13 protein-coding genes are annotated in these 15,859 nt (G+C 65.0%); 8 read left to right on the forward strand and 5 right to left on the reverse strand.

The window, feature by feature from the left end; all coding sequences use genetic code 11:
* Positions 1 to 72: 72 nt before the first annotated feature.
* The 3 genes from W823_RS53815 to W823_RS53825 all read right to left on the reverse strand — a co-directional run bounded on the left by W823_RS53815 (position 73) and on the right by W823_RS53825 (position 2,244).
* Positions 73 to 291, reverse strand: coding sequence for a hypothetical protein (locus W823_RS53815; protein ID WP_023962665.1), 219 nt, complete (start codon positions 289 to 291; stop codon positions 73 to 75).
* A 114-nt stretch (positions 292 to 405) separates the two neighbouring features.
* A complete protein-coding gene (locus W823_RS53820) occupies positions 406 to 1,812 on the reverse strand; it encodes a sulfatase (protein WP_023962668.1) in 1,407 nt (468 codons plus the stop codon).
* Positions 1,813 to 1,938: 126 nt separating this feature from the next.
* On the reverse strand, positions 1,939 to 2,244 hold the full coding sequence (locus W823_RS53825; RefSeq protein ID WP_023962670.1) for a chorismate mutase: 306 nt from the start codon (positions 2,242 to 2,244) through the stop codon (positions 1,939 to 1,941).
* 92 nt (positions 2,245 to 2,336) lie between these two features.
* On the opposite strand from W823_RS53825, the gene W823_RS53830 reads away from it, so the two are divergent.
* Positions 2,337 to 4,169: a hypothetical protein gene (locus tag W823_RS53830; protein WP_023962672.1), complete on the forward strand. Its 1,833-nt coding sequence runs from the start codon at positions 2,337 to 2,339 to the stop codon at positions 4,167 to 4,169.
* 32 nt (positions 4,170 to 4,201) lie between these two features.
* Here the strand turns inward: W823_RS53830 and W823_RS53835 are convergent, their stop codons facing one another.
* Positions 4,202 to 5,737 carry a hypothetical protein gene (locus W823_RS53835; protein ID WP_152538191.1) on the reverse strand — a complete coding sequence of 512 codons (1,536 nt, stop codon included), beginning with the start codon at positions 5,735 to 5,737 and terminating at the stop codon, positions 4,202 to 4,204.
* Between the two features lie 149 nt (positions 5,738 to 5,886).
* On the opposite strand from W823_RS53835, the gene W823_RS53840 reads away from it, so the two are divergent.
* Positions 5,887 to 8,409: a UvrD-helicase domain-containing protein gene (locus W823_RS53840; RefSeq protein WP_023962677.1), complete on the forward strand. Its 2,523-nt coding sequence runs from the start codon at positions 5,887 to 5,889 to the stop codon at positions 8,407 to 8,409.
* Positions 8,410 to 8,735: 326 nt separating this feature from the next.
* Here W823_RS53840 and W823_RS53845 read toward each other — a convergent pair whose 3' ends face one another.
* Complete coding sequence (locus W823_RS53845; protein ID WP_038254589.1) at positions 8,736 to 9,863, reverse strand: M23 family metallopeptidase; 1,128 nt, start codon at positions 9,861 to 9,863, stop codon at positions 8,736 to 8,738.
* Positions 9,864 to 10,229: 366 nt separating this feature from the next.
* On the opposite strand from W823_RS53845, the gene sucC reads away from it, so the two are divergent.
* From sucC to W823_RS53870, 6 genes are all read left to right on the forward strand, one after another.
* Positions 10,230 to 11,393, forward strand: coding sequence for an ADP-forming succinate--CoA ligase subunit beta (gene sucC, locus W823_RS53850; protein WP_023962681.1), 1,164 nt, complete (start codon positions 10,230 to 10,232; stop codon positions 11,391 to 11,393).
* 13 nt (positions 11,394 to 11,406) lie between these two features.
* Positions 11,407 to 12,297, forward strand: coding sequence for a succinate--CoA ligase subunit alpha (sucD, locus tag W823_RS53855; RefSeq protein WP_023962683.1), 891 nt, complete (start codon positions 11,407 to 11,409; stop codon positions 12,295 to 12,297).
* Positions 12,298 to 12,483: 186 nt separating this feature from the next.
* Positions 12,484 to 13,269, forward strand: a complete 786-nt coding sequence (locus W823_RS0130890) for a hypothetical protein (RefSeq protein WP_023962685.1) — start codon at positions 12,484 to 12,486, stop codon at positions 13,267 to 13,269.
* Positions 13,266 to 13,739, forward strand: a complete 474-nt coding sequence (locus W823_RS53860) for an RDD family protein (RefSeq protein WP_023962687.1) — start codon at positions 13,266 to 13,268, stop codon at positions 13,737 to 13,739. The genes W823_RS0130890 and W823_RS53860 overlap by 4 nt, the downstream gene beginning before the upstream one ends.
* A gap of 209 nt (positions 13,740 to 13,948) precedes the next feature.
* Complete coding sequence (locus tag W823_RS53865) at positions 13,949 to 14,818, forward strand: MetQ/NlpA family ABC transporter substrate-binding protein (protein ID WP_023962689.1); 870 nt, start codon at positions 13,949 to 13,951, stop codon at positions 14,816 to 14,818.
* Positions 14,811 to 15,857 (forward strand): methionine ABC transporter ATP-binding protein, encoded by a 1,047-nt coding sequence (locus W823_RS53870; RefSeq protein ID WP_023962691.1) that lies wholly within the window; start codon positions 14,811 to 14,813, stop codon positions 15,855 to 15,857. Before W823_RS53865 ends, W823_RS53870 begins: the two co-directional genes overlap by 8 nt.
* Positions 15,858 to 15,859 lie beyond the last annotated feature (2 nt).

Here is a 15,859-nt window from a genome sequence, read left to right on the forward strand (position 1 = left end):
GACGTCTGAGCTGTGCAAACGACGAAACCGGGTCACCTCACTGCTGAAGTGACCCGGCCTGCGTGATGGCGGTCAGGCCGCGATCACCACGTCGTAGAAACCGTCGTAGTCGGTGTCGGAGGCGTACTCGTCGACATAGCCGTCGTAGTTGTAGTCGTACTCGGCCTCATCGGCCCAGCCGTCGGCGTTGGTGTCCCACTCCTGGACGTCGACGTAACCGTCGCCGTTCGTGTCGGTGACGATGGTGTCGACGATGCCGTTGTAGTCGGTGTCGAAGTACTGGCTTTCCATGGCGGTCTCTTTTCTCGGGGGAGTGAATCTTCCGGTGCTGCAGCTCGTTTGCTGCATTCGGAGATAAGAGACGGGGCCGTGGTGGATTGTTCCCGGCAGGTGCCGGGAACTTCGTCAGTGACTGTGTTGGGTGTGCCGGGTCGGGACGTTGCGGAGCTCGCGCTCTTCGGCCCGGGTGCGACGCGACGGCAACGAGCGGTCGGCGTGGTCGACGTCGACCTTGTCGAGCTGGCGCTGGTAGCGGGTCATGAAGTCGTGTGCGATCGAGTTCCCGTCGGTCTCTGACGGGAGATCGTCACCGGTTTCGGTGCGCCACCTGGTCAACCGCCCGGACAGGTCGGCCACAACATCGGACAATTCGGGATCGTCGATCAGGTTGTTCAGCTCGAGAGGGTCGGTGGTCAGGTCGTACAGTTCCCTCGGCGCGCGGGGCAGGTCCTGCGACCCGTCGAGAGCCCGTGCCGACGGGCTGTCGCGGATGTCGAGTGGGAGGCTCAGCGCAGGGCGACTCGCATAGTTCTCGATGTAGGAGAACCGGTCGGTGCGAACGGCCCGGATCGGGTCGAAATTGTCGTGGTAGGTCTTCTCGGTGAACACCTCGGTCCGTACCGAGGCGATCTCACCCGCAGCGATCGGGGCGGCGTGAGAGAACCCCTCGACGGCCTCGGGAACGTCGACACCGACGAGTTCGAGCACGGTCGGCGTGAGATCGACACCGCTGAAGAGATCGTCGTACACGAACGGCTCGATGCCCCGAGCCGACGGCGGACGGATGATCAGCGCAACGCCGGTGCCCTCGGAATAGAGGGTGGATTTTGCCCGCGGGAACGCCAGTCCGTGGTCGGTGATGAACACGATCCATGTGGTGCGGTCGAGCCCCAATTCGGCCACCGTGTCGAGAAGCCGGCCCACCGCCGCATCCGCCTTGGTGATCGAGCCGTGCAGGCCTGCCAGATCTTCGCGTACCGGCCGCGCATCGGGCAGGAAATCGGGGACCACGATGCTCTTGGGGTCGGCGTGCTTGTACTCGTCCGGCGGATAAGGCCGGTGGGTCTCGAAGAAACCGGCCGTCAGCAGGAACGGAGCCGACGCACGTTCGGGGTCGCCGGCGAGGTCACGTAACCACTCCTGAGACTGCGCCACCACGTAGTCGCATTCGGAATCGGAGACGTCGAGTTCGTCGAAGCCGAGCCGGGTGGGGTCGCTCGACTCGTGCTGCATGCCGAACAACACTGTGCGCCAGCCTTTGTCGCCCAGCACCTGTGGGAGGGTCTGCACGTCGTCGTGATACTCGAAGCCATGGTGCGCCAACCCGGCGAGGCCGTTGGAATGTGGGTACCGGCCGGTGAACAACGAGCCCCGGGCAGGGGAGCACAGCGGCGCGGTGGAATGGGCGTTGGTGAACCGGATGCCGTCCTCTGCCAGCGCGTCCATCGTCGGGCTCTCGACACCCTCGGCTCCGTAGCAGGCGAGATGGCGACCGAGGTCATGCCAATGGATCAACAGAACGTTCTCAGGCATATTCATCCCACCATGTGCGTGCGCGTTTGGATCAAGTCGCCAATCCTGCAAGCAACCCGGAGGCCGGGCCACACTTTTGATCGGCGTGGGTAAAACTCCGCCACCCGGGTGACGGGCAGGGTAGGGCTATCGGCCGAGTGGTCCCCGGCCCAGCCGGAGCAGCATCATCGCCAGCGTGTGACCCTCTTGGCCCAGCTCGCTGAAGCGTTCGAGCACCTTCATCTCGCGGCTGTGCACCAGACGGGTGCCGCCGGACGCCATCCGCGCCTGGCCGATACGCTTGGACACCGCGGTACGCCGCTTGATCGCGGCCAGGATGATGGCGTCGACACGATCGATCTCGGCGCGCAGGTCGTCGATGCTCTCCGGAAGGTCGCCCACGTCAGAGCCCAAATCGAAGCCGGACAAATCAATCGGCTGGTCAGCAGTCACGCAGCCAAGTGTGCCACGCAGTATCGGGGCGCTGGTAAGAGTGGTCCGGTGAATCGACGACTGGGGACCTCAGGTATCGGACGGCCCACCAGGTGCTGACCGTCAAGCCTTCTGCGCGGACGGTCGTGTGGGTTGCCCTCGCTCTGATCGCCGTCCAGACCGTGATCCGGACATGGCTCGTCGCGCGCGGATACTTCTACTGGGATGACCTGATCCTGATCGGCCGCGCATCGACCGAGTCGATCTGGTCATGGTCCTACCTGATGCAGGATCACGACGGGCATCTCATGCCCGGGGCATTCCTCGTGGCCGGGGTGATCACCGAACTGAGCCCGCTGAACTGGGCGATGCCTGCGATCACCCTGGTGGTCGGTCAGCTCGCGGTGTCGCTGGCCGTGCTGCGGATGGTGGTGGTGATCGCAGGTCGCGTCCGCCCGATTCTGTTGGTGCCGCTGGTGTTCTTCCTGTTCACCCCGATGACCGTGCCGGCCTACACGTGGTGGGCGGCGGGTCTCAACACACTGCCACTGCAATTCGCGATGGCGGTGGTGGTGACCGACGTGGTGCAGCTCTGTCGCGGGCAGGTTGCCGATCGCCGCCGGGTCATCATCCGATCGCTGGTGGTGTTCGTGGTGGCGCTGGCGTTCTTCGAGAAATCGCTGCTGATTTTGCCGGTTGCCGCGGTCGCCGCGGTGCTGTGGGTTCACGTCAATTCGTCGGCCGAGGGGCCCGGGCTCATGCGCCCCATCCGTACGGCATGGACTGCGGCTCGCGAATTGTGGATCGCGATGGCAGCAGTCGCCGCCGCATGGACGGTCGTGTACTTCGCCTCCACGTCCATCGCCGACGGGCATTCGATCGGCCAGGCGATGTCGCTCACGTGGCGGTCGATCAACCGGGGCCTGGTGCCCGCCGGAGTGGGAGGGCCGTGGTTCTGGACCCGCTGGTTGCCGAGTCCGCCGATGGCCCAACCTCAGGACTGGATGATCGCGGCCGGCTGGGTGGTCCTGATCGCGGCGGTCGCCTATGTCCTCTGGGCCAGGCGCGGCGCGGCCCTGGTCCTGGTTGCGGTGTTCGCTTACGTCGTCGTGTTGCAGATCCCGCTGTTCTGGAGCCGGACAAGCGAGTTCACCTCCCTCGAGTTGGCGCAGACACTGCGGTATCTGCCGGACACCGCCTTGGTGATCACGGTCGCGATGGCGCTGCTGGTGTCGGCTCCTCGACGTCGACGCTCCTCGGCCGGTGCAGCTGATCACTCTCGGCGCAGCACTGCCCTTCCGGCCCGGTCAGCGACAATTGCCGCCGCCGTGGTCGGTGTCGCCTACATCGGTAGCTCGTTGGTCTCGACCGCCGAATTCGCCGACGAATGGAACTCGAGCCCGACCGAGGAGTACATGGCCAACGCGCGAGCGTCGCTGGCGCAAGCGGCCGGAACACGAATGTTGGACCATGCCCTCCCACTGCTGGTGATCCTGCCGGTGACCTACCCCGACAATCAGGTGGGCAAGGTCTTTGCTGCGCTCGACCAGCGACCCACTTTCGGCCCGTGGACCGACAAACTGCAGGTCCTCGACGACCAGGGCCACCTCGTGGCGGGCGACGTGACTGCCGCGAGAACCTTCGGCGAAGGCGCCGGGGCATGCGATCGACCCGAGATCACCGGGCCGTCATCGATCCCCCTGAACGGTCCGCTGCTCGACTGGACCTGGGTGGTGGCGCTTCCTTACTGCGCCAACACCGACGGAACCGTGCGGATCGGTCTGGCCGAGGACTCGTCGCTCGAGGTGCCCGTGAAGGCAGGTCTGCACACCGTGTTCGTTCAGGTCGAGGGGTCTGGTTTTGAGGTTCAGTTGCGTCCCGTGACGCCGGGCCTGCAACTGCATGTGGGCCAAGGCCGCGTCGGCGAACTCGTGCGTGCGCCCTGATCGGGTTCGTACGCAGTCAGCCCGTCAATCCGTCAGCCCGTCTGCACCGCGACGGTCGTGATACCTCGAACCCCTTGTGACTGGAGGGTTTTCCCGACGGCCTCGGCGGCCTCCGGTTCGGCGAACACCCAGCGGACAGGTGTCGAACCCGCTGCCTCGAGCTGCTGATCCGCATTCTCGAGGAGCACCTCGGTGCCTTCCCAATCGGAGCCGAGAAGTCCGTCGCCGCCGATGTTGTCGGCGTAGCCCGGGCCGAATGTCATCAACAGGGTGCCGTCGGACGCCCGGCCATCGAACGCGTACTCGTTCACCTCGTAGACGAATGTGGACGGGACGCCGGTGACCTGCCTGCTGTGGTCACGCGCCTGCCGAGTCTCCTTGAATCCCGCTGGTTTCCATGTGCCCACAGCGCCGGTGGTCGCCGCCTTCTTGTTGGCGCTGAGCGCGTTCTCGAACGCACCACGATCCTGATCCAGGAAGGTGGTGAACACATAGGTGACGTCGCCTTTGAGCGTGCCGTCCTCGTTCGGGACAGTGAACGGGCAGCGCGACTCGGTACGGCCGTTGAGTGGAACGGTGACGGTATGGGCGCAGGTCCCGCCGACGGGACGGCCGTTGAGGGTGAGCGTCATGTTGCCGACGACAGTGGCCGACCCTGGACCGGTGGGCGACGGGGTGGAAGCCACGTAGGTGACGATGTATTCGCAGACAGGCGGGCTGCACGGCGAGACGGACAGCCGGAAGCCGCTGGCGGCGAAATCGGGACGGATGTAGGGGGCCGGCACATGAGTCAGGGCGGCGGTCTGCTCGCCGATGGTGTCGTACACCCGGCCGACCTCGTTGGGTCCGGCTTTCTGGGCCTGCAGGTCGACGTCGAACACGTTGCCGCCGCCGGCCGGGAGCGGGCCGCTGACCGACGAGATGCCGCCGTCATCCTGCGTGGTGATGCGGAGCGAGTCCCCGGCCAGCACGACCGAGTCGCTCTCGGCGACCACCGCAGGCAGCCCCGCCGGCCGGTACCGGACGTCAGGTGTTCCGATCAGTCCGTTCGCAGGACCATGCGCCGTGAGGTCGAAGAGTTTGTCGTCGCCCGCCACGGCACCGGCCAGGTTCGGCGGTGCCAGCAGACGGCCCAGATCGGGGAACACGGCCGGGTCGAGCTGCGCCCACCCGGTCGCGACTCCTTCGTAATTGATCTTCGGGGTGTCTTCGAGTTGGCCTTTCCAGAACCCGGCGGAACCCTTGGCGAAGGTCTGGCCGTTCACGCCGATGATCTCGGCGGCCTCGCCGCCGACCTTGATCCGCCCGGACAGGTCGCCCGCGGCCGACACCACGACCTCGTCGAGATTGATCTTGTCGCGGTCGGAGGACACCGACCCGGTGTATTTCGCGCCAGGGTGGGCTGCGAATCGGCCGGCAGCCTCGGTGAGGCTCTTCTGCACGACTATCGGAGCAGGTGCCGACGCGGAGCCATCGGTGGTCCGGGGTAGAAAGATCGCCACCAGGACCACCACCAGCCCCAAGAGAGCCGCCGCCAAAGCCGCACCGGCCACAGTTCTGCTACGCATGAGCCCCCGCCCGAAACCCCCGCCGCGGGTGGCCTCCCATCGAGACGCCCGCGACCACTGACCATCAGTCGAGGCGATGCTACCCAGGCGGGCCGACAGGTGGTTCGGTGGCGTGAGTTGTCGGGGCGAGCGGGTAACTTTGTAAGACGATGAAAAGCGCTGCTCCCAATCCGTCGCTGCCGGGTCTGGCCACTGGAAACCTGCAGGAAAACACCCGTACGCCCTCGCGGCGTGCTGTTGAGCTGCTCGATGGGCTCAACCCCCAACAGAGGGCTGCGGTGCTCCATGCGGGGTCACCGCTGCTGATCGTCGCCGGCGCCGGGTCGGGCAAGACCGCGGTGCTCACCCGCCGGATCGCGTACCTGCTCGCCGAGCGCGACGTCAGTCCCGGCCAGGTACTCGCGATCACCTTCACCAACAAAGCCGCCGCCGAGATGCGCGAACGAGTGGTCGATCTGGTCGGTCCCCGGGCTCTGCGGATGTGGGTCAGCACTTTTCACTCCACCTGCGTGCGAATCCTGCGCGCCCAGGCGTCCCTGCTGACCGGGATGAACTCCAACTTCTCGATCTACGACGCGGACGACTCGCGCCGGTTGCTCGGCATGATCGTGCGCGACCTGGACCTCGACCCCAAGAAGTTCAGCCCCCGAGGGGTCGGGATCGCGATATCCAACTTCAAGAACGAACTGGTGGATCCGGACGGTGCGGCCGCGGCCGCCGAGGAGAGCGGGGAGCCGGCCGCGCAGACGATCGCCCAGATCTACCGGCAGTACCAGCAGCGCCTGCGCGCCGCGAACGCTTTCGACTTCGACGATCTGATCGGTGAGACGGTCGGTGTGCTGCAGGCTCATCCGGAGGTCGCGGAGTACTACCGGCGCCGATTCCGGCACGTCTTGGTCGACGAATACCAGGACACCAACCATGCGCAGTACGTGCTGGTGCGGGAGATGGTCGGAACGGGAAGCGTCGGAAACGTGAGCCCTTCGGAATTGTGTGTGGTGGGTGATGCCGATCAATCGATTTATGCCTTCCGCGGTGCCACCATCCGCAACATCGAAGAGTTCGAGCGCGACTTCCCGGACACCGAAACCATTCTGCTGGAACAGAATTACCGATCCACACAGACCATCCTGTCGGCCGCCAACGCGGTGATCTCCCGCAACGCGGGCCGACGCGAGAAGAAGTTGTGGACCGATTCCGGTGACGGCGAACTGATCGTCGGCTACGTCGCCGACAACGAGCACGACGAGGCCCAGTTCATCGCCCGGGAGATCGACGCCCTCACCGACACGGGCGAGTTCCGGTACTCGGACGTCGCGGCCTTCTATCGCACCAACACCGCCTCGCGTGCGCTGGAAGAAGTGTTCATCCGGCTCGGGATCCCCTACAAGGTGGTCGGTGGGGTCCGGTTCTATGAGCGCAAAGAAGTCCGGGACGTCGTGGCGTACCTACGGGTGGTCGCCAATCCGGACGACCAGGTCAGTCTGCGTCGCATCCTGAACACTCCCCGTCGTGGCATCGGGGACCGCGCGGAAGCCTGCGTGGCCGTCCACTCGGAGAACGCCGGCATCAGTTTTTACCAGGCGCTGATCGATGGGGCCGAAGGCAAGGTGCCGTTGCTCAACACCCGTGCCACCAAACAGATCTCCGGGTTCATCGAACTCATCGAGGGCCTGCGGAACGACTTCCTCGCGAGTTTCGGCGCGGCCGGGTCCGACGGCGCCGACGTGGCGGCAGTCGATGCGGGTAGCGAGGCCGGCGACATCGGCGAACTGGTCGAGGCGATCGTCGAACGCACCGGATATCGGGACGAGCTCGAGGGCTCATCGGATCCGCAAGACGGCGCCCGACTCGACAACATCAACGAATTGATCTCGGTGGCAAGGGAGTTCAGTGCAGAAGCCGCGGCTGCCGAACCGCCGGAGACGCAACTGGACAACGGCGACGACGACGGTCTGACACCCGACGACGGTGAGCCGGAGCCGGGGTCGTTGGCGGCCTTCCTCGAACGTGTGGCTCTTGTGGCTGACGCCGACCAGGTGCCCGATGACGAGGACGGCGTGGTGACGTTGATGACGTTGCACACGGCGAAGGGTCTGGAGTTCCCCGTCGTTTTCGTCACCGGTTGGGAAGACGGTCAGTTCCCGCACATGCGGGCTCTCGGTGACCCAGCCGAGTTGTCGGAAGAACGCAGGCTTGCATACGTCGGCATCACCCGCGCCCGCAAACGGCTGTACCTGAGCCGGGCGATGGTCCGCTCGGCGTGGGGATCGCCGATGCAGAACCCCGAATCGCGCTTCCTGCAAGAGATCCCGCAGCATCTCATCGATTGGCGACGCACCGAGCCGCGGCGTGGGATGGGGCGCATGACCAGCGACGGTGGCCGGGACTACGGCGACAACGGCCGCGGTTTCGGTGAGGGTCGTGGATTCGGTGGCCGTTCATTCGGGCCGGGTTCGCGGCGCCAGGAGTCGTTCGGCTCGCCGACCCGTGGTCGCAACAAGCAGGTTCACGTGACCGTTGGCGACCGGGTGACCCATCCCAAGTACGGGATGGGCAAGGTGGTGGGCAAAGAAGGAGCCGGCCCCACCGAGCGCGTCACCTTCGACTTCGGCAGCGCCGGACGGATCACCCTCATGTCACTGGGTGGTCTGCCCGTCGAAAAGCTGTAACCGAGTAGGTACTCGGTCGGCGGTTACGTCGAAAGCTGTTGTGGCGCAATCGTTCACGGGAGCTGTGGGTACGGTGCCGGGGGGTTGGTGAGCGCTCGGGTTACTGGCCCACGCTCGGTCTACGGGCATCGCTTTGACGAGTTTCGCGAGCGGGCTCGGGGAGCGCTCGCAATACTTGTGCCTGCTCGGTCTACAGATACCGCGTCTACGAGTTTCCCGAGCGGGGTTGCGCGGGCGCTCGGGTTACTGGCCCACGCTCGGTCTACAGACACCGCATCGACGGGTTTGAGCGCACACTTGCGCTCCGACGTAACAGGGAGAGAAGCTCAGCTTCCGGTGTAGGAGGCCAGGCTGATGCCGTGGGCCGCGAGCCATGGAGCTGGGTCGATCTTCATGGTTCCGTTCTTCCACACCTCGAAGTGGAGGTGGGGGCCGGTGGAGAAGCCTTCGCTGCCGACTTCGGCGATCTTCTGGCCGGCGATGATCTTGTCGCCCTTCTTGACGAGCACGCCGCCTGCGGACATGTGCCCATACATGGTGACCGTGCCGTCTTCCGCCTGGATCTGTACCCAGTTGCCGTACCCGGAAGCGGGCCCGGCCTCGATCACGACGCCGTCGGTGACGGCGTGGATGGGAGTGCCCAGGGGCGCGGCGAGGTCGATGCCACCGTGGAACGAACCCCAGCGGTTCGCGTACGTCGAGGTGAAGGTGTACGCGCCAGCCGGGATGGGGGCAGCGAACAGGGGGATGCGCGCGGCTTCGTCCTGCGCATGCGCTGCTTCAGCGAGTTCCTGGCCGACAGCCAGCTGCTCGGTGAAGGTGTCCATGTTGGCCGGTGCGGGCGCGGCGGCGATTCCGGCGGCAAGACTCTCGTCTGTGCTGATCGGGTTCACCACGGGCGTAGGAGCTGCGGACTTGGTGGGCTCGGCAGCAGGCTGTGCGAACTGACCTGTGGCGGCGGCGACGGCAGCACCGGCTGCAACAGCCATCAGCGCTGCACGTCCCTTGAGGGCCTGCGGCGGCGCGGCGATGCGGTGTTTACCGCCACTGCGGCGCGGGGAAGTCTGTTTCTGCGGCGACCACGACGTCTCATCGGCTGCGGGTGCAAAATCATCGAACTCGGCGCCATGGACCTCGAAAGGATGATCATGGAGAATCTCGTCGAGTTCGACCTCGGCGACGATGATGTCTTGCGTGATCTCGGCCGGGCGCGGGGCGTCATAGGCATCGCGGTCGAATCGGCGGGCACCGGCCCGGCCACGGCCGCCGTCAACGCTGGCGTTGCGCCACTGGGTCAGCGGTCCGTCGGCGTACTCCTCGAGACCGAAGTCATCGATGGGAATGATCGACGTGATGGAGTTGTCGTGCGGGTCGCCGGGTCGTTCGCCGTCGATGGTCCGAGCCGAAGTGCGCGAATGCGCAACATCGCCGGTGATCGAATCGCGAACTACCAACAGCTTGAGCCTTTCTGACAACTGGCCCGCGCCGATGAATGTGATCCGCGCAGGCGGTACGGAAACTCGATGTGACGGATCCGTGACCTTCTGACCTCAGGAACGGTAACGAAATGATTGCGACGACCGCAACCGGACGCGAGAATTGCTGTGATGTTGTGAGGCGCATCACAGATGCGTTTAGGTGCTGTTCACGGCTGCGTCGCAGGTCGGCGCGATCGGCGACCGGTGAGCGGTAACAGGTAGCACCCCGAGTGATCTGTGGCACATGCTGTAGGGAGTAGTGATCGTGGCTGTTCGGCGCGGCGCTAAGGTCGCTGTGTTCGCAACACCAACAGCGGACAAACCTACGAGATGGTGAGCTGAATGGATCTCTTCGAATACCAGGCGAAGGAGCTCTTCGCCAAGCACGAGGTGCCGACCTCGGCCGGCCGTGTAACCGACACGGTCGACGGCGCGCGTCAGATTGCCGAAGAAATCGGCAAGCCCGTGATGGTCAAGGCACAGGTGAAGGTCGGTGGCCGCGGCAAGGCCGGCGGCGTCAAGTACTCGGCAAACGTCGATGAGGCCGTCGCGAATGCCGAATCGATTCTCGGCCTCGACATCAAGGGCCACGTCGTCAAGAAGTTGCTGGTCGCCGAGGCCAGCGACATCGCCGAGGAGTACTACATCTCCTTCCTGCTCGACCGCACCAACCGCACCTACCTGGCGATGTGCTCGGTCGAAGGTGGCGTCGAGATCGAGGTGACCGCCGAGGAGAACCCCGACGCACTCGCCAAGATCCCCGTCGACGCCGTCAAGGGTGTCGACCTCGCGTTCGCGCGCAGCATCGCCGAGGCAGGCAAGCTGCCCGCCGAGGTGCTCGACGCAGCAGCCGTGACGATCCAGAAGCTGTGGGAGGTCTTCATCAACGAGGACGCTCTCCTGGTGGAGGTCAACCCGCTCGTCCGTACGCCTGACGATCAGATCCTCGCTCTCGACGGCAAGGTCACCCTCGACGCCAACGCTGATTTCCGCCAGCCCGGCCACGAGGCGTTCGAAGACAAGGACGCGACCGACCCGCTCGAACTCAAGGCAAAAGAGAACGACCTCAACTACGTCAAGCTCGACGGACAGGTCGGCATCATCGGCAACGGTGCCGGACTGGTCATGTCCACGCTCGACGTGGTCGCATACGCCGGAGAGAAGCACAACGGCGTCAAGCCGGCGAACTTCCTCGACATCGGTGGCGGCGCCTCGGCCGAGGTGATGGCCGCCGGACTCGACGTCATCTTGGGCGACGAGCAGGTCAAGAGTGTTTTCGTGAACGTATTCGGTGGCATCACCGCGTGTGACGCGGTCGCCAACGGCATCGTCGGTGCGCTGAAGAAGCTCGGCGATGATGCCAACAAGCCTCTGGTTGTGCGTCTCGACGGCAACAAGGTCGAAGAAGGCCGCAAGATCCTCGCCGACGCCAATCATCCTCTGGTGACGCTCGCCGAGACCATGGACAGTGGCGCCGACAAGGCCGCCGAACTGGCGAGCAAGTAGGAGCAGCAGATCAATGTCGATTTTTCTGAACAAAGATTCCAAGGTCATCGTTCAGGGCATCACCGGTGGTGAGGGCACCAAGCACACCGCTCTGATGCTCAAAGCAGGCACCAAGGTCGTCGGTGGCGTCAACGCCCGCAAGGCCGGCACCACCGTCAGCCATGACGGGGGCGTGGAGCTGCCCGTGTTCGGCACCGTGTCCGAGGCCATCGAGAAGACCGGCGCCGACGTGTCGATCGCTTTCGTGCCGCCGAAGTTCGCCAAGGACGCGATCATCGAGGCCATCGATGCGGAGATCCCTCTGCTCGTGGTCATCACCGAGGGCATCCCGGTGCAGGACAGCGCATACGCGTGGGCCTACAACGTGGAGAAGGGCAACAAGACCCGGATCATCGGTCCGAACTGCCCCGGCATCATCACCCCCGGCGAGTCGCTCGTGGGCATCACCCCGGCGAACATCGCGGGCACCGGGCCCATCGGTCTGGTCTCCAAGTCCGGAACGCTGACCTACCAGATGATGTACGAGTTGCGTGACATCGGCTTCTCCACCGCAATCGGCATCGGCGGTGACCCGGTCATCGGCACCACGCACATCGACGCCATCGAGGCGTTCGAGAAGGACCCCGACACCAAGGTCATCGTGATGATCGGTGAGATCGGCGGCGACGCGGAGGAGCGGGCGGCCGATTACATCAAGGCCAACGTCTCCAAGCCTGTCGTCGGGTACGTCGCGGGCTTCACCGCTCCCGAAGGCAAGACCATGGGCCATGCCGGCGCCATCGTCTCCGGCAGCTCGGGAACCGCTCAGGCCAAGCAGGACGCACTCGAGGCGGCCGGGGTGAAGGTCGGCAAGACGCCGTCCGAAACCGCCGAACTCGCACGCGAGCTCTACAAGAGCCTGTAAGCAGACAGAACACGAAGCGCCGGTCCTCGAAAGGGGGCCGGCGCTTTGTGCTGTTTGCACTCCCATCCGGTGCGGCCGGTCGACGACCATCCAGGAGGGCACGCGAACAACCCCATAAGTTCGGGGGTTCGGCGGCGTGCCCGGCGAGTAGTGTTCTCAGTCACGGCGAGTGAAAGAAGCGCGCGCATGACCGGTGGACCACTGCTGGACGGATTGCTGAGAACGGCGGGCTCGGCCTACTCCCTTGCGGTGCGTGTCCCGGTGGTCGGCGGTGTGCTGCAAAGGCGCACCGAAGATGTTGTCGCGCTGGGTGAACGCGCGCTCGCTGCGGCCATCGTGGTCGCGCGTTCGTCGCTCAAGGTGATCATCCGTGAGGTGATCGATGCCCTGGTCGTCGAGATTGACCTCACCGAACTGGTGCGTGGCCACGTGGACCTCAATCGGATCGCCGTGGGGATCGACGTGGATCGCATCGCGGCCCGGATCGACATCGACGCGATTCTCGACCGCGTGGACATCGACAGGATCATCGAAACCGTCGACCTCGACCGTGCCGTTGCCGGCGTGGACATCGACGCGGTCGCCGCGAAGATCGACGTCGACGCGATCATCGGGCGTCTCGATCTCATCGAACTGGCGAATCAGATCATCGACGGGGTCGATCTCCAAGCGATCGTTCGTGACTCGACCACCACGTTGACAACCGGTGTGCTCGAAGACGTCCGGACACAGGGGGCACGCGCCGACGACGTGGTGGCAGGGGTTGTCGGACGACTGCTCGGACGTCACGATGGCAAGCGCGCTGCCCGCCCGGTCGAGCCGCCGGCCCGGAACGGCCGGCATCCCGACGCCGGCTCCCTGAACGGAACACCGCCCTCGGCCGAGGTGATCATCGAGGTGCACCGACGTGTCCCCGACAAGCCTGGCGAGCGGTCCGGCACCGCCACCGACGTCCCGGCGGACAGGGGATGACCGAGAAGTCGCGTGAGGTCGCCGAACCCCACCACACGGGCAGGGACGAGTTCGAGAGCAGGATCGCCGGCATCGTCAGTCGTGGTGTGGCCGCGGTCCTCGATGTCGCGACAGTCGCCGCGATCCTCGGAATCTTGTACCTGGGGGCACTGCTGCTCGGACTGTTGTTCACCAGCGGGAACTTTGAGACACCAAACCCGAACGTGCTGTTCTCCGGAGTGGCGACGTATGTGGTCGCGGTTGCCTACCTCGCAGGTTGCTGGACGGTGTCGGGCCGCACAGTGGGTTCGGTTGCGATGGGCCTCGAGGTGGTCAACCGCAGGGGTGGCCGGCTCGGTCCGGTTCGCGCTTTGTTACGTGCCATGTTCTACACCACCTTCCCGATCGGCCTGCTGTGGGTTGCCGTGGACAGACGGCGCCGTTCGGTGCAGGACATCGTGCTGCGTAGTCGGGTCATCTACGCATGGTGAGCCACTCGATTGGCGTGATCCATAAAATCTGCCGGATTTTAACTCCTGGCCCGGAAATAGAGCAGGTCAACGACTTTCGTCTGCCCGGTGTCGCCTCGGCGCTTCCTGCTCGTGTTGTCTCCCGTCGTTACAGTCACTACGCGCGACCGCCGGTCGGTCGCTCATGTGCTCGGCCGCCTCGGCCGTGAGACGAAAGGGAACGGGTTGTCATGCGTTTGAGAAGGCTTGCCCTGCTACTGGTTCTGCCCCTGCTGGCCCTGGGGATGGCCGCGTGCGGCAGCGACGACTCGGACACGGTGAAGATCGGTGTCGCCGACGCCAGTGAAAGCTACTGGAATGTGTTCAAGCAGAAGGCTTCCGATGAGGGCATCGACGTCGAGCTGGTGAACTTCACCGACTACAACCAGCCCAATCCCGCGCTGGCCGAGGGAGAACTCCAGCTCAACGAGTTCCAGCATTTGCTGTACCTCGCCACTTACAACGCGAAGAACAATCAGAACCTTGTGCCCATCGGTGCAACGGCCGTCTATCCTTTGCCGCTGTACTCGACCAAACACGCGTCTTTGGACGAGATCCCGCAGGGCGGCAGCGTGGTGATCCCGAACGACCCGACCAACCAGGCCCGCGGCCTATTGGTGTTGCAGCAGGCCGGCCTGATCTCCCTGAAGAACGGCGGGTCCGCGTTCTCGACCCTGGCCGACATCAACGAGGGTGCGTCAAAGGTGAAGGTGACCGCAGTCGACGCCGGCCAGACCGCCCAGAGCCTTGATTCGGTGGATGCCGCGATCGTCAACAACAATTATGCGACGTCGGCAAATCTCGGCGCGGACAAGGTGATCGCTCAAGACGACCCCAACAGCGATATCGCCAAGCCGTACATCAACGCTTTCGTCGCACGCGACGAAGACAAGGACAACGCCGACTACCTGAAGTTGGCCGCGCTCTACCACGACCCCGAGGTGGAAGCGGCGGCGAAGAAGGACCTGGGCGCAAGTGGGGTCTTCAAGACGAACCCCGCGTCCGAACTGCAGCAGCTCACCGTCGAACTCCAGGAGCAGGTGAAGTCGAGCGGTGCCTGAGGAACCCGCCATCTCGTTCCGGGGCGCCACCAAGCGGTTTCGCGGCAAAGGAGGCAAACAGCTCGTCGCGGTGGACGGGGTGGACCTGGACATCGCCCGCGGCGACATCACCGGGGTGATCGGATATTCAGGTGCTGGTAAGAGCACCCTGGTTCGGCTGATCAATGGTCTGGAAACCCCCGACGAGGGGCAGATCCTGATCGACGGCGAGGACATCAGCCGGGCCCGTGAACGCCAGTTGCGCCGCGTGCGCGGGGACATCGGCATGATCTTCCAGCAGTTCAACCTGTTCTCGTCGCGAACCGTCGCCGGCAATGTCGAGTTCCCATTGAAGGTTTCGGGCATGACGCGATCTGCGCGTGCCGCTCGCGTCACCGAGCTCCTCGACTTCGTGGGCATCGGTGACAAGGCCCGTCAGTACCCGCAGCAGCTGTCCGGTGGACAGAAGCAGCGGGTGGGAATCGCACGGGCACTGGCGACGTCACCGAAGATCCTGCTGGCCGATGAGGCCACCAGTGCGCTCGACCCGGACACGACAGCGGAGATCCTCGGGTTGCTCAAACGGGTAAACCGCGAGCTGGGCACCACCATCGTGGTCATCACCCACGAGATGGACGTGGTGCGTGACATCTGTGACCGGGTGGCCGTCCTCGATTCGGGGCGTCTCGCCGAGCAGGGTCTGGTGTACGACGTGTTCTCCGGGCCCGCGTCGCCGATCACGCGACGCCTGGTGCGTTCGGCGGTCGGTGATGCGCCATCGGGGGACACGCTCGCCCGGTTGCGCTCCCGCCACAGCGGTCGATTCGTGACCGTTGCGGTACGGGAAACCGATTCCGGCACGGTCGATGTCACCGGAGCCCTGGCGCGGCCCGGCGTCCGGGCCACGGTGGTCTACGGCGGGATCATCGAACTGTCCCGGCGCCCGTTCGGTTCGTTGACATTTGCATTGCAGGGTGGCGACAGGGAGATCGACGCGGCGCTTGCAGACCTCCGCGAACTGACCGACGTCACCGAACATCCGGTGAAAGAGGAGGTGTAGCC

Source organism: Williamsia sp. D3 (genome assembly GCF_000506245.1).
GTDB lineage: Bacteria > Actinomycetota > Actinomycetes > Mycobacteriales > Mycobacteriaceae > Williamsia > Williamsia muralis.

Excerpts from the sequence above, each read along its gene's own strand:
- W823_RS53815 (WP_023962665.1), bottom strand. The coding sequence starts at position 291 with ATGGAAAGCCAGTACTTCGACACCGACTACAACGGCATCGTCGACACC.
- W823_RS53820 (WP_023962668.1), bottom strand. The coding sequence starts at position 1,812 with ATGCCTGAGAACGTTCTGTTGATCCATTGGCATGACCTCGGTCGCCAT.
- W823_RS53835 (WP_152538191.1), bottom strand. The coding sequence starts at position 5,737 with ATGCGTAGCAGAACTGTGGCCGGTGCGGCTTTGGCGGCGGCTCTCTTG.
- W823_RS53840 (WP_023962677.1), top strand. The coding sequence starts at position 5,887 with ATGAAAAGCGCTGCTCCCAATCCGTCGCTGCCGGGTCTGGCCACTGGA.
- sucC (WP_023962681.1), top strand. The coding sequence starts at position 10,230 with ATGGATCTCTTCGAATACCAGGCGAAGGAGCTCTTCGCCAAGCACGAG.
- sucD (WP_023962683.1), top strand. The coding sequence starts at position 11,407 with ATGTCGATTTTTCTGAACAAAGATTCCAAGGTCATCGTTCAGGGCATC.
- W823_RS0130890 (WP_023962685.1), top strand. The coding sequence starts at position 12,484 with ATGACCGGTGGACCACTGCTGGACGGATTGCTGAGAACGGCGGGCTCG.
- W823_RS53860 (WP_023962687.1), top strand. The coding sequence starts at position 13,266 with ATGACCGAGAAGTCGCGTGAGGTCGCCGAACCCCACCACACGGGCAGG.
- W823_RS53865 (WP_023962689.1), top strand. The coding sequence starts at position 13,949 with ATGCGTTTGAGAAGGCTTGCCCTGCTACTGGTTCTGCCCCTGCTGGCC.